Origin of the sequence: Nesterenkonia sandarakina (genome assembly GCF_013410215.1) — a bacterium.
GTDB lineage: Bacteria > Actinomycetota > Actinomycetes > Actinomycetales > Micrococcaceae > Nesterenkonia > Nesterenkonia sandarakina.
Window position 1 is genome coordinate 1,237,604 of sequence record NZ_JACCFQ010000001.1, and the last position, 20,235, is coordinate 1,257,838.

Here is a 20,235-nt window from a genome sequence, read left to right on the forward strand (position 1 = left end):
ATGAGTAGTTCGTAACCGGCCCGTGATCAGATGGTCGTGTTCTGCAACTTTTCACGACCTGCCGAGAACCTCCCGAGACTCCGGGCCGCGGATCAGTCCTCAGCCAGCACCGCGGCAAGCGCGCGGACTCCCGCGGGCTCCAGCATGCGAGCGTGCGGAAGCTCTGCACGTTCCACGATGATCTCCCCGGTGACATGCGGGGTCCAGGCGCTCGGCGCCGGACGGTCCGCCGGGACATCCGTGGTGGCCTCCACCAGGTGGAGGTCGCCGCGGTAGACCGGAACCGGGCTGCGATCGAAGAGCGTCCCGATGGTGCGGAAACGTGTGGCGCTGCGCCGCATGGTCTCCTCCGGCACCGAGGCCAGCGGGCTGCCGGCCTCGCGCAGCAGAGACCGGGCGCGGCCGGCCGAGAGTCGACCATGAGCCGGGGCGCGGACACCCTGGGCGCCGAGGAACGCACGCCAGAGGCTCTGCTCATCGGTGATCCCGGCCATCGACTCCTCCGCAGGGTAGGCGTCGAGCACCGCGAGCGTGCCCACCTCGTGACCCTGCTCCTGCAGCGCGGCCGCGATGGCATGAGCCAGCCGACCCCCGAAGGACCAGCCCACCAGGTGGAAGGGGCCCTCCGACTGCTCGCTGAGGATCACATCCACGTACTGGGTGATCAGCTCCTGCATCGTGGCGGGCTCCGTGGGCACCGGCTCATCGGCGGCGATGCCTGGCATCTGCAGACCGAGGATCGGTCGCGCAGTGTCCAGGTGGGTCACCAGTGAGGAGAAGGACCAGCTCACGCCGCTGCCAGGGTGCACGGCGAAGAGCGGGCTGCCCGTCCCCTCCCGGCGCAGCGGAAGCACCGCGCGCAGGCTCTCGGCGACGTCGGCCGCACCGGACTCCACCAGCGCGGCGAGTCCCTGCACCGTGGGTGCCTGGAAGATCGCCTGCACCGGCAGGTCTGCGGTCAGGGCGGTGTTGATCGCCGAGATGACCGGCTGAGCCAGGAACGAGTGGCCGCCGAGGTCGAAGAAGGAGTCCTCCGCAGTGACCTCTGCCGCGCCCAGCACCTGAGAGAACGCGTCCGCCACGGCCTGCTCGGCAGGGTTCCGCGGGGCGCGCCCCTCGCGGCCGGCCGTCGAGGACTCAGGCGTCGGCAGCGCGCGGTCATCGACCTTGCCGTTGGGGGTCAGCGGGATCTCAGCCAGGAGGCCGACCGCCGCCGGGACCATATATCCCGGAAGCACGGCACGCAGCCGACGCATCAGCTCCGACTGCAGCTCAGGCTTCGCCGTGGCGTCCGGTCCTTCCCCGGAGTCCAGGGTCACCCAGGCCAGCAGCTCGGTCCCGCGCTCCAGGGCACGCGGACGCACCACGGCCTGCGAGACCCCAGGTGTGCCACGCAGCACAGACTCCACCTCGGCCGGCTCCACGCGGTAGCCGCGGATCTTCACCTGTGTATCGGCGCGTCCCAGGGACCGCACGCGAGGGCGCTGTCCTTCCGCGCCGGATTCGACGACGACGAGGTCGCCGGTCCGGTACATCCGCCCGCCCACGGCGGAGAACGGATCCGCCACGAAGCGGCTGGCAGTCTCAGCGGACCTGCCGCGGTAGCCGTCGGCCAGCTGGGCCCCGGCCAGCCAGAGCTCACCCACTGACCCATCGGGAACCGGCCGCAGCCGCTCATCGAGCACGTAGGCCCTCGTGGCAGTGGTGGGGGAACCCAGGTCAGGCTGGGAGTCACCGGCCACCGGGGCGACGAGGGAATCTACCCCCACCTCGGTGGGGCCATAGAGGTTCCAGGAGGTGGTGGTGCTGCGCTGTCGCAGCCACCCCCACAGGTCAGGATCCACCGGCTCCCCACCCAGCAGCAGCACGAAGGGGTCCTCCGGGCTGCTCGCGTCGAGGTGATCTCCCAGTCCGGCGTGCGCGGTCAGGGCGCTGACATAGCTCGGCGTGGTCTCCCAGGCCGTGATCCTGTGTTCCTGGAAGTAGCCGACCAGCGCCTGCGGGTCCCGGCGAGTGGCGTCCTCGATCAGGTGCACCTGATGCCCGGCGGCCAGCCAGAGGATCGGGTCCATGGCGGCGTCGAACCCCACCCCCGTGGTGTGCGCCAGCCGCTGGGGCTGCTCCTGCGCCGAGGGCATCAGCGTTCCACGGTGCGAAGCCAGCAGGTGCTCCAGTGCGCCATGCGGCACCTGCACACCCTTCGGCGTCCCGGTGGTGCCCGAGGTGAAGATCAGATACGCCGCGTCCTGGGCGCGTGCCGGCGCAGGGCGAGAGCCCTGCCCGGAGAGCGAGTCCCCGACCGGTGTGCTCTGGCTGAGCAGCGCGTCCATCCCGCGCAGCTCCGCGCCGTCGAGGGAGGCCTGCTCCGCGGCGTCGCGCGCCAGTTCGGAAGAGCTCTTCAGCGGCCCGGCGGCGGTGGCCTCCTCCCCGTGCAGCAGCATCCGGGGCGCTGCCGCGGCGAGCATCGCCGCGACCCGGGACTCCGGCAGGGTGGTGTCGATCGGCATCGCGACCGCGCCGGCCCGCCAGCTGCCGAGCAGGGCAGCCACGGTGTCCACGGAGCGTGGCAGGCACAGCGCCACCACATCTCCTGGCTGGACCCCGTTCGCGGCGAGTCCCGCAGCGATCGTGAGGGTGCGGGTCTCGAGTTCGCCGAAGCTCAGGCTGGCCCCGGATGTGACCAGGGCGGTGGCATCGGGCGCTCGGCGCACGCTCGCAGCAAGGGAGTCCAGCACTGTGGCTCTCCGGTCCTCTGGACCGGAGGCGTCCGGCCAGGGCGTCAGATCAGACGCGGTTCCGGCCAGCTCGGCGTCCAGCAGCGGCCGGTCCGGGACCTGCCCGACCTCCTCCAGGAACCGCATCCAGTTCCGGATGAGGGCCTGGGCGGCACGTTCGGAGAAGAGCGCCGCATTGAACTCCAGCACGCCGTCCACATCGGTGTCCTTGCCAGCGCCGGGACGCAGCGTGAAGGAGAGGTCCACCTTGGCGCTGCCGGTGGTCCCTGGATCCAGCGGGGTGGCCGTGACGTTGGGCAGGTCCAGACTGAGGTCGGTGGGCTGCTCCACCGAGAGCATGGTCTGGAACAGCGGGTGGCGGCCGAGTTGGCGCTCCGGGCGCACCCGTTCCACGATCTGCTCGAAGGGGACGTGTTCGTCCTCCAGCGCGGCGAGCGTCTGCTGGCGGGCCAGTGACACCGCGTCGGCGAAGCTCAGCGATTCCTCGGAGAGGTCCAGACGCAGCGGCAGGGTGTTCACGAAGAACCCGATCAGCTCCTCGACGTCCGGGTCGGTGCGACCCGCGGAGGGGGAGCCGATGACCACGTCCTCCCCGGCGCCGATGCGCCGCAGGTAACCGGCCAGCCCGGCAAGCCAGCCGTGGAAGCTGCTGGCGGACTGCGCGGTGGCCGCGGCGGCGACCTTCCCGGCGAGTTCCGCCGGGATGGTGAAGCGCAGCTGCCCGGCCGGCTGGCTCGCGCTCTGCGCCCGCTGCCCGTCCTTCGGCAGCGCCAGTTCGGTGGGCGCCGCGTCGAGCCGGTCCACCCAGCGCAGCAGGGCCGGGTCCTCCTCACCGCGTGCCCGGATCAGCTCCTGCAGGTGAGCTTCCCGGCGCGCCACATCACCGAACTGCACGCTCAGCGGTCGGCGCAGGGCAGTGCCTCCGCAGGCCCGGGCGGTGTAGGAGGCCGCGAGGTCGCGCACCAGGGGCGCCAGGGAGGCGCCGTCGGTGGCGATGTGGTGCAGCACAAGCTCCAGACGCCAGGTCTGCTCCGTCTGCTCTGCTCCACCGCCTGCACTGGTCTGATCCCCGAGGTCGACCAGCGCCGCGCGCAGCGGCTTCTCCTTGCTCAGGTCGAACCCGGCGGAGATCTCCAGCGGCTCATCCCCGAGCACCCCGGATCGGGGTTCATGCACGAGCTGCACCGGTCGGGCCTCGGCGGCAGCCGGTGCGTCGGAGCGGGACGGTGAAGCGGATCCCTGGGCGGGGAAGCTGGTGCGCAGCACTTCGTGGCGGGCCACCAGATCATCGATCGCCCCGCCCATCGCGGCGGCGTCCAGCGCTCCGCGCAGCTCCACGTGCAGGACCACGTTGTACTCAGCCGAGGAGGGGTCCAGCTGGTTCAGGAACCAGAGCCTGGACTGGCCCGCGGTCAGTGGCAGCTCCGCGCCGTCGAGGCGAGGGTGGTCCTGGACCCAGGTCTGCAACGAGCCGAGCATCTGCTCGGCAGGTGTCGAGGAGGTGTTCTCGGCCCCCGACCCTGCATCAGCGGGGGCTGGGCGCGCCCCGATGCGCAGCAGCTGCGCCGGGGTCCCGGCCTCAAAGACTGCGCGCAGCGGGATCGAGAGTCCCAGCTGCTTCTCCAGTCGGCCCACCAGGGTGACTGCGAGCAGCGAGTGCCCGCCGAGCGCGAAGAAGTCGTCGTCGAGCCCGACGCTTGGCACTCCGAGCACCTCGCTCATCACGTCGCAGACGGCCTGTTCCCGCTCCGTCTCGGGCTGCCGCGCACCTGTGGTGACCGCAGGTTCCGGAAGCGCTGCGACGTCGACCTTGCCGTGGGAGGTCAGCGGGATCTCCTCGACCCCGAGGATCCGGGTGGGGAGCATGTACTCCGGCAGCAGCCGGGAGGCGGCGGACTTCAGGTCCTCCGGGGTGCGTGAGCCGACCACCCAGGCGGCCAGCTGTGCGGTGTCCGCGCCGCCGGGGGTGACCACCCGCACGACGGCGGACTCCACGCCCTCGAGCGCGCCGAGCACGGATTCCACCTCTGCCACCTCGATCCGGTGCCCGCGGATCTTGACCTGGTCATCATCGCGACGCAGGAACTCCAGGGTGCCGTCCTGCCTGCGGCGCACCACGTCCCCGGTCCGGTACATCCGTCCGCCGGTGCTCCAGGGATCGGCGACGAACGCCGACGCGGTCTCCGCGGGGCGTCCACGATAGCCGTGCGCCTCCGAGATCCCGGAGAGGTAGAGATCTCCCTCCACGCCCGGGGGCACCAGCGCCAGCGAGGAGTCCAGCACTCGCGCGGTCAGGTTGTTGATCGGTCGACCGATATGCGGTTCGTCCCCGGTGATCGGGGTCAGCACGGAGTCCACCGTGAACTCGCTGGGGCCATAGAGGTTCCAGCCCTGGAGTCGTGGGGAGTCCGCGACGGCGCGCCAGAGCGCGGCCGAGATGGCCTCGCCGCCGAGGGCCAGCGTGAGGTCCCGGTCCTGAGCCTCGAGGGCGTCCAGCAGGCCCAGGCTGAGCAGCTGCTGGGCGTAGGACGGGGTGGTCTCCACCACGTCGATCCCGGTCGCGGGGGTCCGGTCCGCGCCGCGAGAGTCCGGGGCGGGCTCGCCGGCTCCGGTGAGCAGCCCGACGACGGCCTCGGCGTCGACGCGCTGTGCCTCCGCAGGGATCACCACCGTGGTGCCGGAGACCAGCCAGAGGATCGGGTCCCAGGCGGCGTCGAAGCCCAATCCGCTCAGGTGCAGCATCCTCGGCAGCGCCGGCGCGCAGCGTTCCTGGGCCGGGCCGATCAGCCGGTGCTGGTGGTGGTCCAACACATTGCGCAATGCGCTGTGCGGCACCTGCACGCCCTTCGGTGTGCCCGTGGTCCCCGAGGTGTGGACCAGGTACGCCGCGTCCGCGGGCTGCGGAGCCGGCGGCACGGCGGCACCGGTGGGCCGTTTGAGGTCCTCAGCGCGCAGCCGCAGCAGCTCGGGGCGCTGCCGGAGCAGCTCCTGCTCCAGCCCCTGGGGGTCCGCGGCCTCGGGCAGGATCGCGGCCCGCGGCGCGGCGCTGGCGGCGATCTGGCTGATCCTGCCCACCGGGTAGCTCACGTCCACCGGGACCGCGATGGCGCCGGCGCGCAGGATTCCCAGCAGAGCGCTCAGCGCGTCGACGCTGCGCGGCAGAGCCAGCAGCACCGGCGCACCGCGTCGCACCCCTGCCTGGTGCAGGTTCGCGGCGATGGTCTCGACCTGATCCAGCAGCTCCGCGAAGCTCAGCTGGTGATCTGCGTCCTGCAGCGCCGGGGACTCCGGATGTTGCGCAGCGGTCTGCTCCAGGGCGTGGAGAATCGTGCCGGAGGTGGCCAGCGCCGGGGCGGTGCTGTGCTCCTCGAGCCAGCTGCGGGTCTCCTCATCCACCGCGCTCAGCCCGGACAGGCGCGTCTGGGGCGCCTGCGCCATGGTGTGCAGCCCGCGCAGCAGCGTGTCCAGGATGCGCTGGGCGCTCGCGGGGGAGAACAGCGCGGCGTCATAGGCCAGGGCGAGGTGCAGCCCGCCGTCGTCGCCCGCGGGGGCGCTGACGTCGACCATCAGGTCCGTCTTGACCCCGGCGCTGGTCATCTGGGCGGGCACGGTGATCTCCACCCCGTCCAGTTCGACCCGGGCCGGTTCGGTGTTCTGCAGGGTCAGCAGCACCTGGAAGATCGGGTGCATCTGCGCGGTGCGCGGCGGGTTCACGGCGTCGACCACCGCGTCGAAGGGGAGCTCCTGGTGCGCGTAGGCGCGGGTGTTCGCCTCGCGCACCCGCTCGAGCACCTCGGCCAGCTCGGGATCCTGGTGCAGGCGGGTGCGCAGCACCAGAGTGTTCACGAAGAACCCGACCAGCTCATCGAGCTGCGGGTCGCTGCGTCCAGCCACCGGGGTGCCCACGACGATGTCCTCCCCGGCGCCGTGCTGCTTCAGCGTCACGGCCAGCGCCGACTGCAGCACCATGAACAGGCTGGCGCTGTGACCCGCGGCCAGGCTCCGCAGCTGCGCGTGCAGGGCGGGGCTGATCTCGGCGTCGAGCTGCCCGACGCCGACCGCCGGGTCCTGCTGCAGGCTCGGGCCTGCCTCCGGATCGGCTGGGTCCTGCGACACGCTCCTCGACACATCCTGCGACGAGTCCTGGGGTGCGACACCGCGCGCGCGGTCCCGCGGCAGCGCGATCTCGGCGGGCGCGCCGTCGAGCTCGCGGCGCCAGAACTCGGCCTGCGCATGCGCCTCGCTCCCAGCATCGGAGGGATCCCCCAGGTGCTCGCGCTGCCAGAGGCTGAAATCACTGTATTCCAGGGCGAGTTCGCCCAGGTCGGGGCGCTGACCGGCGGCGCGTGCGGCGTAGGCGCGGGACAGATCGGTGGCGAAGGGCCGCAGCGACCAGCCGTCGGAGGCGATGTGATGCATCACGGCGACCAGCGTGTGATCGGTGTCGGAGGAGCTCAGCAGCAGGCCTCGCAGCGGGGTCTCCACCGTGATGTCGAAGGGTCGTTCGGCTTCCTGAGCCACCACGTGCTCAACCCGCTCCGCCGGGACCGAGACGGCGAGGAAGGGCGGGCGCGCCGCCGATCCCGCGAGCACCTCCTGGATCGGTTCTCCCTCACGCAGCGGGAAGACGGTGCGCAGCGGCTCGTGCCGGGCGGCGACGTCAGCGAACGCCTCGCGCAGCGCGGCGGTGTCGATCAGGCCTCTCAGCTTGAGCACCACGGGGATGTTGTAGGCCGCGGACTCAGGCTCCAGGCGGTTGAGGAACCAGAGCCGGCGCTGGGTCAGCGACACCGGCAGCGTCTCGGGGTGCGCCATCCGGTGCAGCGGCGCCGGTCCGTCCGCGGACTCGCCCTGTTGCAGACGTTCCGCCAGACCTGCCACGGTGGGGCGCTCGAACACATCCCGGACGCTGATATGAGACTCGGCGGGGGAGGAGAGGATCGAGGCAAGCTGGGTGGCCAGCAAGGAATGACCGCCCGCAGCGAAGAAGTCCTCGTCGACCCCGATGCCGTCGACGTCGAGCTTCAGCACCTCGGCGAACGCCTCGGCCACGCGCCGCTGCATCGCGGTGCGGGGGCGCTGTGAACTTGCCGCCGCGGTGGCCTGCGGGCTCGGCAGCGCTTTGCGGTCCAGCTTGCCGTTCGGGGTGAGCGGGAAGCCGTCCAGGACCATGATGACGCTGGGCACCATATAGTCCGGCAGCGCGGCACGGAGCTGGTCCCGCATCGCATGACCATCCAGGGCGGAGGCGATCCCCGGGTTGGCGGCGGGGGCGACGTATCCGGTCAGCCGGGCGGCCGGCCCGTCGCCGTGGACCAGGGCGGCGGCCTGGCCGACTCCTGGCTGGCTGCGCAGCGCGGCCTCGATCTCGCTGAGTTCCACCCGGTAGCCGCGGATCTTGACCTGGTCGTCCATGCGGCCCAGGAAGCGCAGGGAACCGTCGCCGCGACGCCGGACGACGTCGCCTGTGCGGTACATCCTGGAGCCGTCGGCGGCGAAGGGGTCTGCCACGAAGCGCGCGGAGCTCATCCCCGGCTGCCCCACGTAGCCGCGGGCCACGTTGGTGCCGGCCAGGTAGAGCTCACCGACGGCACGGTGCGGGACCGGTTGCAGCGCACTGTCCAGGATGTAGTGCCGGCTGTTGCGCACCGAGCCGCCGATGTGCGGCTCGGCATCCGCGGTGATCGGTGCCACCAGGCTGTCCACCGTGGTCTCGGTGGGGCCATAGAGGTTCACGGCGTGCACGCCGTCAAGGGCGGCGAGGCGGTTCCACAGGTCAGGTCCGACCTCTTCGCCGCCGACGGCGATCACACTGGGATGGTGCCTGCGGGGGAGGGTCGCGCTGGCCTCGAAGAGACCGGTGGACAGCAGCGCCTCGGCGAAGGAGGGGGTGGTCTCGATGGAGTCGATCTCGCGCTCGCTGAGCAGCTCCGCCAGGCGCTGCGGGTCACGGCGGTCCTCGTCGCTGATCATGTGCAGCTCGTGGCCGGCGAAGAGCCACAGCAGCGGGTCCCAGGCCGCGTCGAAGGAGAGCCCGGCGGTATGGGCGACCCTGGCCCGCCGGCCGAGGCGCTCCTGGGTCGGGTCGAAGAGCTCGTCCCGGTGCTCCTGGAACAGGTTGCGCAGCGCGAGCCGCTCGACGCCCACTCCCTTGGGTCGGCCGGTGCTGCCCGAGGTGAACACCACATAGGCCAGGTCATGCTGGGACACCAGCGGAAGCGTGCTCGGGTCATCGGTGGCCCGGCGCCAGGCCTGTTCGGTGTCAGCGTCCACCGCCATGGTGGGCAGCTCCCAGTCGGCGCCCGCCGCGCGGTCCGATTCTGCCTGCGCGCGGCTGGTGAGCAGCAGCGCAGGGGCGGAGTCCTCGATCATCCCCTGGACCCGGTCGATCGGGTATTCGGGGTCCAGCGGGACGTAGGCGCCGCCGGACTTCAGCACCGCCAGCACCAGCAGCGGCAGGTTGACGCTTCGTTCGATCCGCACCGCCACCAGCGCTCCAGGCCCCACGCCGCGGTGGCGCAGGTGGTGGGCCAGCCGTGTGGAGTCCGCCTCGAGCTGAGCGAAGCTCAGCTCGCCGTCCTCGGCGAGAACTGCGCGCGCCTCGGGGTGTGCCGCTGTGGCGGCGGTGAAGGCCTGCAGCGCGGTCTCCGCCGTGATCGAGAGGTCCGGTCCCTGACCGTGGTCCAACAGGGCGGCGGTCTCCGGTGCGGCGGTGAGCGGGAGCTGTCCCACGCTGGTTCCGGGCTCTGCGGTCAGCGCCGCCGTGATCAGGGCTCGCAGCCGCTGGCCATGTTCGCGCAGCGTCTGATCGGAGTGCAGTGCGGCGTCACCCTCCAGCTGGAGGGTGGGGGTGGCTGCCTGGCTGTCGATGCCTGAGATCACGAAGGAAAGGTCATGGACCGGTCCGGTGGAGAGGATGTGCACCTTCCCCGTGGTGCTGCCGAATGTGAGGTCCGCGACCACCGGCAGCAGGTTCACCGAGGGTCCGGCCATGCCGGACGCCCCCGGAAGGGTCTCCACCCGGAAGCGCTGGTGCCGCACCGCGGCGCGCACCGTGTCGCCGGCGGAGCCGATGATCTCGGTGATGCTGGCATCAGGGGTGATCCCTACGTGCAGCGGCAAGATGTTGGAGAGCATCGACGGCGTCGACTTCGCCACCTTGCCACGCCGGGCGGTCACCGGCAGGCCCACAGAGACCTGATCCTGGCCGGTGATCCTGGCGAGATAGACCGCGATGATCCCGACCAGGGTCTTGGGCACGTCCCGACCGAGTTCACGCAGCAGCTTCGACTGCTCGGGGTCCAGAGGCAGGCTGACCCGGACCACCTCCCGGGCAGGTCCGCTGGGGGTGCCCTCGAGTCCCTCCACCGATGCTTCGCGCTGCACCTGTTCCTGCCAGAACGCCTCATCCGCGGTGTGCTGTTCCGACGCGGCGTAGGAGTGAAGGTCCTCGAGCAGATCCTGGTGGCTCGGGAACGGAGAGTCTCGCCGCGCGGCGAGGGTGGCGAGCAGCTTCGCGACGGGCCCGCGCACGAGCCCCTGGGGGATCCGCGCGGTGAGAGCAGAGTAGACGCGCGCCAGGTAGTGCAGCGCGATCACTGCGGAGTAGCCATCCAACATGATGTGGTGCACACGCTGGAACAGCCAGTTCTCACCATCGGGGAGCTGGAAGAGCACCGCGGCGCAGAGGCTCGTGGACTCCAGTGCCCGAGCCTGCGTCATCTCCTGATCGATGCGCCGGCGCGCCTGTGCCCGGGCCGCTGCGGGGTCTGTGATCCCGGAGAGGTCCACCACGGTGAGCAGCTCGGCCGAAGGCTCGGGTCGCTGCAGCGTGGCGTAGGGGCCCTTGGCGTCCTCGGAGAAGCGCATGGACAAGGAGTCGATGTCCCGGATCGCTTTGGTCCAGGCGAGGCTCATCACCTTGGGGTCCACTGGTCCGTCCAGCTCGAGGTACTGGCCGATCTGATACGTCGGGTTCTCCGGGTCCAGCTGCTGGGCGTACCAGATGCCGCGCTGCGCCGGTGTCAGCTCGAGTCTTGGAAGGTTCGTCGAGGTGGGTGTCGGCTGCGCGCGGTCGACCATGGGTGGTGCTCCTAGGGAAGGGGGTGAACGGGATCAGGTGTGACGGGCCGCGTGACGCGTCTGCGGCCTACTGCTGGAACTGCCCGATCTGCAGATCGCTGAGCGTGTCGCCCAGGTTCAGCAGCGGCCCCTCGATCAGCGGACCGTTGATCAGGGTGAGCCCCGCCGTGGCGAACTCGAGCAGCATCCCGTTGCCGGCCAGCAGGACCAGGGCGGCCAGGGCCAAGAGGGCGGCCGCCGCTGCGGCCTGGAACGCGGTGCGCTGCTGTGCGGGGATCTCGGCGGTGGCGGCTGCGGCGGTCTGGGTGGTCAATGCGGACATGACGATCTCCTCCAGGGGTTGCGGACACGAACGATGAGCCCGCACCGTCAACGGCCGGGCTCATCTGATGTTCGGAGCGACGCCCCGTCTGGATGGAATCTCCCTAGTGCAGCCCTGGGACGGCCGGAGGGTTCAGGGTCGGAGGACTGTCAATGCCCGGTGAGTGAGCTCAGCAAGAAGCTGCGCAGCTCGTGGTGCTTCGGATCCTGTTCCAGGTTCTCCACATCACGGGGACGGGAGAACGGGACGGTGATGTCATGCACGATCCGAGCCTCGGGTCCGGCGCCCATCACCAGGATCCGGTCGGAGAGCAGCAGCGCCTCGTCCACGTCGTGGGTGACCATGATGAAGGTGCGCCTGTGCTGTTCGCACAGTTCCAGCAGCTGCAGCTGAAGCTCATGCCGGGTCAGCGCATCCAGCGCGCCGAGCGGCTCGTCGAGGAGCATGACCTTGGGCTCCAGAGCAAAGGCTCGGGCGATCCCGACGCGCTGCTGCATACCGCCGGAGAGCTGGGTGGGCCGCCGGTCTGCTGCGTGGGAGAGGTTCACCAGCTCCAGGTACTCATCGGCCAGCGACTCCAGTTCCTGCTTGCTTCGCTTCTGTCGGGGATCGGTCTCCAGTGCGAAGATCACGTTCTGCCGGGCGGACATCCAGGGCAGGAGCACGTGCTGCTGGAAGACGATGCCCAGCTCCCGGCTGGGTGCGGTGATCGGCTCTCCGGCCAGTGAGATGCTGCCTTCGTCGACGGATTCCAGACCGGCGATCATCTTCAGGATGGTGGACTTCCCGCAGCCCGAGGGTCCGATGATGGTGATGAACTCGCCTTCGTCGATGTCCACGTCCGTGGTGCCCACGATCCGCTGGAAGCCCTTCCTGCGATCAGGGAATCCCTTGGTGATGCCCTGAAGCTTCACCACCGGTTCGGTGCTGGTGCGTTCTGCGGTCAGAGTTTCGGCGCTCATGTCTGTGTCTCCTGGTTTCTCAGGCGTGGGTCTCAGGGGCGGGTGCTGCGAGCTCGGGCGTCACAAGCTCAGCTGTGCGAGCTCGGGCGCTCAGGATTTCGGGACCAGGCGCTGCAGCTGGGCGATCGAGCGGTCGAGCAGGAAGCCGACGCCGCCGATGATCACGATGGCCACCACGATGCTGGGGGTGTTCAGCGCATTCCATTCGTTCCAGACGAAGTGGCCCATCCCGCGGCCGCCGACGATCATCTCGGCGGCCACGATCACCAGCCAGGCCGTGGAGAGCGCGGTGCGAAGCCCCGTCACGATGGCGGGCAGCGTGGCCGGGAGCAGCACCTTGAACACCCGGGTCTTGGTGTCGGTCTCCAGGGATCTCGCCAGGTCCAGGAACAGCGGGTTGACCCGGCGCACCCCGTCGATGGTGGAGACCAGGATCGGCCACAGCGCTGCCATGAAGATCACGAAGATCGCGGTCATCTGCGAATCGCGCAGCAGCGCCAGGCCCAGCGGCAGCCAGGCCAGGGGTGAGACCGGGCGCAGGATCTGGATGAACGGGTCCATGCCGTCGTGGATCACCCGGGAGGTTCCCAGCAGCAGGCCCAGCGGGACGGCGATGAGCGCGGCCAGGCCGAAGCCCAGGAGCACCCGCTGGATGGAGGCGAGCAGGTGGTAGAAGATGCCCACGTTGTTGGGCCCGTCCAGCAGGAAGGCCGTGCCGAGCATCTCCAGCAGCCGCTCCCAGGTGGCCCCAGGGGTGGGGGCGAGGCCGCCGTCGTCGAGCCCCGTGGTGGCCAGGTGCCAGATGCCGATGAACCCGAGGAAGAAGATCACGAAGAGTCCGGTGGTCTGGATCCGGTCTCGGGTGCGCTGGGCCTTCGCCCGCTGCTGCAGCGCCTCTGGGGCGCTGTGGGCGCGGGGCTGCTGGGTGGGGTCGGTGGTCTCAGCGGGCTGAGTGGTCTGGGTGCTCATAGGTTCACCTGTTTCTCGGTCCAGGGCAAGGGGTCCGCCGGGTCGAACGTGCGTCCGATGATGGTCTCGGTCTCCCGAGGGGTGGTGTCGGCGCCGAGCGCCTCAAGGATCGGGGTCGCGGCGTCGGGGTCCAGGACCTGGCGGACCGCGGACTGGTAGTCCGCGGCCGAGTCGTAGCCGGCCGTGGGGGCGAGGTCCCAGCGCTGGAGCTGGGTCAGCGCCCAGATCGCGTAGGACTCATGAGGGTAGGGGCGGAAGCCGATGCGGTCTTCCACGGACCGGGTGGCCCCGGTGCCGTCCTGGAACTCGCCGGTGAGCACCGCGGCGATGACCGCGGGGTCCTGGCTGAGGAACGCGCGGCCTGCCATGGTCTCCGCCGCGGTGGCGCGGTTCTCTGCGTTGTCGGTCCACATGGCGGAGTCCCCGATGGCCCGCAGCAGCGTGGTGTAGGTGTTCGGATGCGCGGAGGCGAACTCCTCGGCCACGGTGAAGCTGCAGCAGGGGTGCTCGTCCCAGAGCTCCTTCGAGAGCATGTGCAGGTAGCCGGCTCCGAGGGCGACGGCGCGCTGGTTGAACGGGTCCGGTGCCAGGAACCCATCGATGTCACCGACGTTGAGCGAGGCGACCATGTCCGAGGGGCGCATCACCTGGATGCCGACGTCGTAGTCCGGGTCCAGACCGCCCAGGGCGAGGTAGTCCCGCAGCAGCAGGTTGTGTCCCGAGTAGTCGAAGGGCACCGCAATGGTCAGCCCGCGGAAGTCCTCCGCGCCGCGCACCCGGTCCATGTGCTGCGTGCCCAGCGTGATCGCCTGCCCGTTGATATTGGTGATGTAGGGCATCCGGGAGTCACGCTGACCGGCGGCGAAGTTGTGATGGATGCCCAGCGGCATCGGGCTGAGCATCTGGGTGGCGTCGAGCTCGCCGGCGACATAGGCGATCCACAGCTCGCCCCATCCGGTGTAGCGCTGCAGCGTCACATTGAGCCCGTACTGCTCGAAGATCCCCATTGCGGCGGCGTTGATGATCGGGGAGGAGCAGGTGATCGGCACGAAGCCCAGCGTGACGTCGCGGACCTCTAGAGCCCCGGCAGGTTCCATCGCCGCGCTGAAATCGACCCCCAGCGGGTTCGTGTTCGGGGTGCCGCCGGTGGGGGTGCACCCGGCGAGCAGGCTCGCGCCCAGCGCCCCGCCGCCGAGGCTGAGCAGGTTGCGTCGAGAGAGGTGACGGTGTCCCACGGTCACCACTTATAGTCGAGGAACTTGCCGTCGAAGGTCACGACGACGCGGTCTCCCTCGGGGTCGGTGCGGCGCGCGACGTTGAGCTGGAAGTTGATGGCGCTCATGATCCCGTCGCCGAACTCCTCATGGATGAGCTCCTTGATGGTCGGGCCGTAGACCATCACAGCCTCCTGGAACCGGTAGATGGTCGGATCGGTGAGGACGTCTTCGCTGAGCGGACCGCGGTAGGGCTGCATCTGCAGCGCTTCAGCGACGGCGTCATCGAGGTCGAGAAGCTCCTTGACGAGGTTGGACTGCTGCGCACTCAGCGCATGGCTGCCCAGCAGGGCGGCGGTGCTCCATTCCTTGGCCACACCCAGCTGCTCGGCGATCTGCGCCCAGCTGATCCCGGCCCGGTGACGAGCGATCCGAATGTGCTCAGCGGCGTCTCTCTTGTTGATGAACGGTTCCATGATGAGGGCCTCCCTGGGTCGGTGGCGCCGGGCCGGTGCGGCCGCGGCGGGTGTTGTCGAACCTAGGGCGGTCTCACTGGCGCCACCAAGGCAATCTGCGCGGAGAATCCGACAATTCGCGCAGGCGGCCGGGGTTTTACGCGACCGAAATATTCGGGCATCCCCGGAGAAACAGCCCGGACCTAGGATTGTGGAACAACGTCAGCAATGGTGTCGGAAAGAGGCGCTTCCCGAATGACCTTCGACGGCGAGGGAGTCTTGCGCTCCCTCATAGACGCAGCCCCCACCCCGCTCTGGCTGATCGAGCCCGACGGCTCTGTCGCCCTGGTCAATGAGGCCGCAGCAACTGTCCTCGGCTACACCCAGGGCGCCGCGCTGGTGGGCAGGTGCAGCCACGAAGCGCTGCATCCCCGGCACGCAGATGGTTCTCCCTACCCCAAGGAGACCTGCCCGATCGTCACCGCTGCAGGAAGTGTGGGGCACAGCCACGCGGAAGAGTTCATCGATCGTCGTGGCCGGACGCTGCGCGTGCGATGGAAGCTGCGTCGGCTCCAGGGCTCGGACCACAAGCTGCTCACCTTTACCCCGCGCCAACCCTCGGGCCCGTCTGCGGTCCGGCTGGATCCCGGGGCAGGAGCTGGTTTCAGCGAGGTCAAGGCCTATATCGAATCCCACTGCCAAGAGCCCACACTCACCCCTGCCCGGGTGGCCGCGCTGGCCGGCGTCTCGCTGCGCACCCTCCAGGCCGTGTTCGCGCAGCACAACACCTCCCCCGCCCAAGAGATCCGCCGTGCCCGTCTCAGCCGAGGCCATGAGCTGCTCCGAGCTGGGATGAGCGTGGCCGAGTCGGCGTTCTCCAGCGGATTCAACGACGTCGGAACCTTCAGCCGGGCCTATCGACGCAGCTACGGAGACTCACCGGTGGTCGCGAGGGGCCTGGTCGGGCGTCCAGAGGCAGACTGAGCCAGGCCCCGGCTGGCTGAGCACGGGCCAAGGCGTCGCGGTGCTGCGACCCTGACTGACCGCCGACTTGATGGCTCCGGCGGGCAGTACAGTTGTGCGGTAAGAAGTCCCCGTCGCCTCGCCGTCTTGCACCCGAGGAGGCGGAGGCTTTGAGAGATGTCCGCACCTGAGGCCGCTCGCGCAATGACGCGCGACGTCTCGTGAGGGTCCGGCGCGAGGAAAAGCGAGAATCACGTGACCACGAAGACCTCGGGGCGCCGCAGCTCCGCCCAACCGCGCTGGATCCGGATCCTGATCCCCGCCATCCTGGTGCTGGTCTGGCTCGGGGTGACCGCCGTGGGTGGTCAGACCTTCGGCAAGGTCAGCGAGGTCACCACCAATGACCAGACCACGTTCCTGCCCGCCGACGCCGAGTCCACCCGGGCGCTGGAGCTGAGCCAGGGCTTCTCCGACGACGAGTCTGTCCCGGCCACCCTGATCGGTGAGCCCGCCGGTGGGGAGGTCGACGAGCAGGCGCTCGCCGCCGTGGAGGCGCTGGTCGAGGAGATCAACACGCTTCCGGGTGTGGACCGGTCACTGCCCCCGCAGGTCTCCGAGGACGGCGAAGCCTTTCAGGTCCTGGTGCTCATGGAGGAGGCCGCCGTCGAGGACGGCGCGGTCGCGGAGCTGCGCGATCTTGTGGACGCCGAGCTGCCCGAGGCGGAGTGGAGGACCCACGTCACCGGGCCCGCCGCGCTCTCGGATGACTTCGCCAATGCCTTCGCCGGGATCGATGGTCTGCTGCTGCTGGTCGCGGTGATCACGGTCTTCGTGATTCTGGTGGTCGTCTACCGCTCGGTGCTGCTGCCCTTCCTGGTGCTGCTCTCCTCCATCGCCGCGCTCTCCAGCGCGATCACCGTGATCTTCCAGATGGCCAAGATGGAATGGATCACGCTCAACGGGCAGGCCCAGGGGATCCTCTCGATCCTGGTCATCGGCGCCGCCACCGACTACTCGCTGCTGCTGGTCGCCCGGTATCGGGAAGAGCTGCTGGCCCGGGAGAACCGCTTCGAGGCACTCTGGGAAGCCTGGCGCCGATCCACCCCGGCGATCCTCGCCTCCGGGGGCACCGTGGCCGCGGCGCTGCTGTGTCTGCTCTTCTCGGATCTGAACTCCAACCGCGCCCTGGGCCCCGTGGCCAGCGCCGGCATCGTCTTCGCGATGCTCGCCACGCTGACCTTCCTGCCCGCGATGCTCGCGCTCTTCGGCCGCCCGGTCTTCTGGCCCAAGGTCCCGCACGCGCCCAAGCCCGCCGTCGAGGAGGCTCGCGCCGCGAACCCCGACCTTCAGACCCGCCGCACCCGGCACACCTCCCGGCGTCGGACGCTCTGGGCCGTGGTCGCCGAGAAGGTGCGCGCGCGTCCGCGCCTGATCTGGCTCGTGGTCACCGGGCTGCTGCTGATCTCATCGGTGGGCGTGCTCGACCTCAGGGCCGAGGGCGTCCCGCAGTCCGAACAGGTGCTGGGTCAGACCGACGCCAAGGACGGCCAGGCCATGCTCGAGGAGCATTTCGACGCCGGCACCGGAGCCCCCGCCAACGTCTTCGTCCCTGCTGATGAACTGGGTGAGGCACTGGAGATCGTCGAGGCCAGCGACGGCGTCGGAGAGGCCTACCCGGTGGCCGAGAACGGCGCGCCGACCCAGGGCGCTGCAGACGCCAACGAGGTCGACGGGTACAACCAGCTCTCGGTCACCCTCACCGACTCCGGGGACTCCCTGGAGGCGGAACGCACCATCGGTGAGCTGCGCGAAGAGCTCAACGCGCTGGACGGGGAGGCCCTGGTCGGCGGCACCACCGCGACCCAGCTGGACACCAATGAGACCGCGCAGCGAGACCTGGTCACGATCATCCCGATCGTGCTGCTGGTGATCCTGGCGTTCTTGATCGTGCTGCTGCGCTCGGTCACGGCCCCGCTGATCCTGCTTCTCACCACGGTGCTCTCCTTCACCGCCGCGCTGGGCAGCTCGGCGCTGGTGTTCAACTACATCTTCGGCTTCCCCGGTGCCGACCCGACGGTGCCGCTGTTCGGGTTCGTGTTCCTCACCGCGCTGGGCGTGGACTACAACATCTTCCTGGCCACCCGGGCGCGTGAGGAGACCGCCAGACGTGGACCCAAGGAGGGGCTGCTCTACTCGCTGGTCATCACCGGCGGGGTGATCACCAGCGCCGGGATCGTGCTGGCGGCGACCTTCGCCGCGCTCGGCGTGCTGCCGCTGATGTTCATGGTGCAGCTGGCGTTCCTGGTGGCCCTGGGCGTGCTGATCGATACCTTCATCGTGCGCACCCTGCAGGTTCCGGCGCTCGGGGTGGACCTGGGTCACCGCTTCTGGTGGCCTTCGAAGATCGGCAGGGACGGGCATGGGGGCAGGGATGCCGCGGCGCAGCGCGTTCCCGGAGAATCCGCAGATTCGGCAGAAGATTCCTCGGCCCCGACGGTGCTATCCCGATAGGATGACCGCGGTGCACCAATGACGCTGCCGTATCTGACTTAACTCCTAAGGAGCTCACACGTGGCTATCGCAACCCCGGACAAGTACAACCAGATGATCGATTCCGCGAAGGCGGGCGGATACGCCTACCCCGCGGTGAACGTCACCAGCTCGCAGACCCTGAACGCGGCCATCCGTGGCTTCGCCGAGGCTGAGTCTGACGGCATCATCCAGGTCTCCACCGGAGGTGCCGCGTACTGGTCCGGCGCGAGCATCAAGGACATGGTCGTCGGCTCGCTGGGCTTCGCGGCCTTCGCCAAGGAAGTCGCCAAGAGCTACGGCGTGAACATCGCGCTGCACACCGACCACTGCCCCAAGGACAAGCTCGACGGGTTCGTGCTGCCGCTGCTCGAGGCTTCCGAGGCCGAGGTCAAGGCCGGTCGCGACCCGATCTTCAACTCCCACATGTGGGACGGCTCGGCCGAGACCCTGGAGGAGAACCTGCGCATCGCCGCCGAGCTGCTGCCCCGCAGCGCCGCAGCCAAGCAGATCCTCGAGGTCGAGATCGGCACCGTGGGCGGTGAGGAGGACGGTGTGGAGAACGAGATCAACGAGAAGCTCTACACCACCATCGAAGACGCCACCGCGACCATCGAGGCGCTGGGCCTGGGCGAGCACGGCCGCTACATGACCGCGCTGACCTTCGGCAACGTCCACGGCGTCTACAAGCCCGGTGGCGTGAAGCTGCGCCCGGAGATCCTCAAGGACATCCAGGACCAGGCCGCCGCGAAGTACGGCAAGGACGCGCCCTTCGACCTCGTCTTCCACGGCGGCTCCGGCTCCTCCGAGCAGGAGATCTCCGACGCGGTCTCCTACGGCGTGATCAAGATGAACATCGACACCGACACCCAGTACGCCTTCACCCGCCCGGTGGCCGGTCACATGTTCGCCAACTACGACGGCGTGCTGAAGATCGACGGCGAGGTCGGCAACAAGAAGACCTATGACCCGCGTGTCTGGGGCGCCAAGGCAGAAGAGTCCATGGCCGCTCGCATCGTGGAGGCCTCCCAGCGCCTCGGCTCCGCCGGCAAGTCCATCAAGTAAGCCTCACCGCCCGGCCTGCTGCGCCGGGCACCGACGACGACGGCGGCCGTTCCTTCTCCGTGGAGGGCGGCCGCCGTCGTCGTTGCTGGTGTTGGCTCAGTCCGAGGCTCAGCGGCGGAATCCGCCCTCGGTGTTGATGATCTGGCCGGTGATCCAGGAGGCCTCCTCGGTGCTCAGCCAGGCGATCAGTCGCGCCGGGTCATCGGGCTCCCCGAAGCGGCCCAGCGGGAACATCGGGCCCAGGTCCTTCCAGAGTTCAGGGCCCACGTATCCGGTGTCCACCGGCCCTGGGTTCACGGTGTTGACCCGGATGCCGCGGCGGATCAGCTGTTCGGAGAGCGTGGCGGTGATTCCGGCGAGAGCGGCTTTGGCCGCGGCGTAGGCCACCTCACCGACCATGGGCCCCAGGCCCTGCCCGGAGGTCAGAAAGATGATCGAACCTGTGGTGCCCTCGGGGTGCTGCCGCATATAGGCCTGGGCCAGCAGGATCGAGGCACGCGCGTCCACCGCCCAGTGCTGGTCCAGCTGCGCCGCGGTGATCTCCCCGAGTGCCCCGTCCTGACCGTTCCGCGCCTGGTTGCAGACCAGCGCATCGATCGAGCCGAATGCGGAGACCGCGGCCTGCATCACCAGATCCGGGCCCTCAGGGTCGGCCAGATCCGCCTGGACATCGGCGACCCCGGCGTCACCGACCAGATGGCCGCGGACGCCGTCGAGCACCAGCGAGATGTCGTCTGCACCCCAGGGCTGTTCACGGTCATGCGGAGCGAAGTGGTGGCAGAAGACGCTGGCCCCATAGGCGGCCATCCGGCACGCGGTGGCGTAACCGATCCCCGCCTGCCGGCTCACCCCGGTGACCAGCACGTTCTTCCCACGCAGGGGGAGCGGGTCACGGGAGAGATCGGTGGTGGGGGTGGTTTGCATGGAGTCATTGCACCA

10 protein-coding genes are annotated in these 20,235 nt (G+C 69.6%); 3 read left to right on the forward strand and 7 right to left on the reverse strand.

Annotated elements, in window-relative coordinates; translation table 11 throughout:
• Positions 1-92 precede the first annotated feature (92 nt).
• The 6 genes from HNR11_RS05840 to cynS all read right to left on the reverse strand — a co-directional run bounded on the left by HNR11_RS05840 (position 93) and on the right by cynS (position 14,760).
• On the reverse strand, positions 93-10,817 hold the full coding sequence (locus tag HNR11_RS05840) for a non-ribosomal peptide synthetase (RefSeq protein WP_179441512.1): 10,725 nt from the start codon (positions 10,815-10,817) through the stop codon (positions 93-95).
• A gap of 67 nt (positions 10,818-10,884) precedes the next feature.
• Positions 10,885-11,139 carry a hypothetical protein gene (locus HNR11_RS05845; protein WP_179441513.1) on the reverse strand — a complete coding sequence of 85 codons (255 nt, stop codon included), beginning with the start codon at positions 11,137-11,139 and terminating at the stop codon, positions 10,885-10,887.
• 149 nt (positions 11,140-11,288) lie between these two features.
• Positions 11,289-12,101 carry an ABC transporter ATP-binding protein gene (locus tag HNR11_RS05850; protein ID WP_179441514.1) on the reverse strand — a complete coding sequence of 271 codons (813 nt, stop codon included), beginning with the start codon at positions 12,099-12,101 and terminating at the stop codon, positions 11,289-11,291.
• A gap of 90 nt (positions 12,102-12,191) precedes the next feature.
• Entirely contained in the window at positions 12,192-13,070 is an 879-nt protein-coding gene (locus HNR11_RS05855; protein WP_179441515.1) for an ABC transporter permease, read from the reverse strand.
• Positions 13,067-14,311 (reverse strand): ABC transporter substrate-binding protein, encoded by a 1,245-nt coding sequence (locus HNR11_RS05860; protein WP_179441516.1) that lies wholly within the window; start codon positions 14,309-14,311, stop codon positions 13,067-13,069. The genes HNR11_RS05855 and HNR11_RS05860 overlap by 4 nt, the downstream gene beginning before the upstream one ends.
• Entirely contained in the window at positions 14,308-14,760 is a 453-nt protein-coding gene (gene cynS / locus HNR11_RS05865; protein ID WP_179441517.1) for a cyanase, read from the reverse strand. Before cynS ends, HNR11_RS05860 begins: the two co-directional genes overlap by 4 nt.
• Positions 14,761-15,018: 258 nt before the next feature.
• Here cynS and HNR11_RS05870 point away from each other — a divergent pair, with 258 nt between their 5' ends.
• From HNR11_RS05870 to fbaA, 3 genes are all read left to right on the forward strand, one after another.
• Positions 15,019-15,723 (forward strand): helix-turn-helix domain-containing protein, encoded by a 705-nt coding sequence (locus HNR11_RS05870; protein WP_179441518.1) that lies wholly within the window; start codon positions 15,019-15,021, stop codon positions 15,721-15,723.
• A gap of 234 nt (positions 15,724-15,957) precedes the next feature.
• Positions 15,958-18,213: an MMPL family transporter gene (locus tag HNR11_RS05875; protein WP_179441519.1), complete on the forward strand. Its 2,256-nt coding sequence runs from the start codon at positions 15,958-15,960 to the stop codon at positions 18,211-18,213.
• Between the two features lie 60 nt (positions 18,214-18,273).
• A complete protein-coding gene (gene fbaA, locus HNR11_RS05880) occupies positions 18,274-19,296 on the forward strand; it encodes a class II fructose-bisphosphate aldolase (protein WP_179441520.1) in 1,023 nt (340 codons plus the stop codon).
• Positions 19,297-19,404: 108 nt separating this feature from the next.
• Here the strand turns inward: fbaA and HNR11_RS05885 are convergent, their stop codons facing one another.
• Positions 19,405-20,220 (reverse strand): SDR family oxidoreductase, encoded by an 816-nt coding sequence (locus tag HNR11_RS05885; RefSeq protein WP_179441521.1) that lies wholly within the window; start codon positions 20,218-20,220, stop codon positions 19,405-19,407.
• Positions 20,221-20,235: the final 15 nt, after the last annotated feature.

What these genes read in the sequence shown, in the direction of transcription:
- HNR11_RS05840 (WP_179441512.1), bottom strand. Translation starts at nt 10,817, where the DNA reads ATGGTCGACCGCGCGCAGCCGACACCCACCTCGACGAACCTTCCAAGA.
- HNR11_RS05845 (WP_179441513.1), bottom strand. Translation starts at nt 11,139, where the DNA reads ATGTCCGCATTGACCACCCAGACCGCCGCAGCCGCCACCGCCGAGATC.
- HNR11_RS05850 (WP_179441514.1), bottom strand. Translation starts at nt 12,101, where the DNA reads ATGAGCGCCGAAACTCTGACCGCAGAACGCACCAGCACCGAACCGGTG.
- HNR11_RS05855 (WP_179441515.1), bottom strand. Translation starts at nt 13,070, where the DNA reads ATGAGCACCCAGACCACTCAGCCCGCTGAGACCACCGACCCCACCCAG.
- cynS (WP_179441517.1), bottom strand. Translation starts at nt 14,760, where the DNA reads ATGGAACCGTTCATCAACAAGAGAGACGCCGCTGAGCACATTCGGATC.
- HNR11_RS05885 (WP_179441521.1), bottom strand. Translation starts at nt 20,220, where the DNA reads ATGCAAACCACCCCCACCACCGATCTCTCCCGTGACCCGCTCCCCCTG.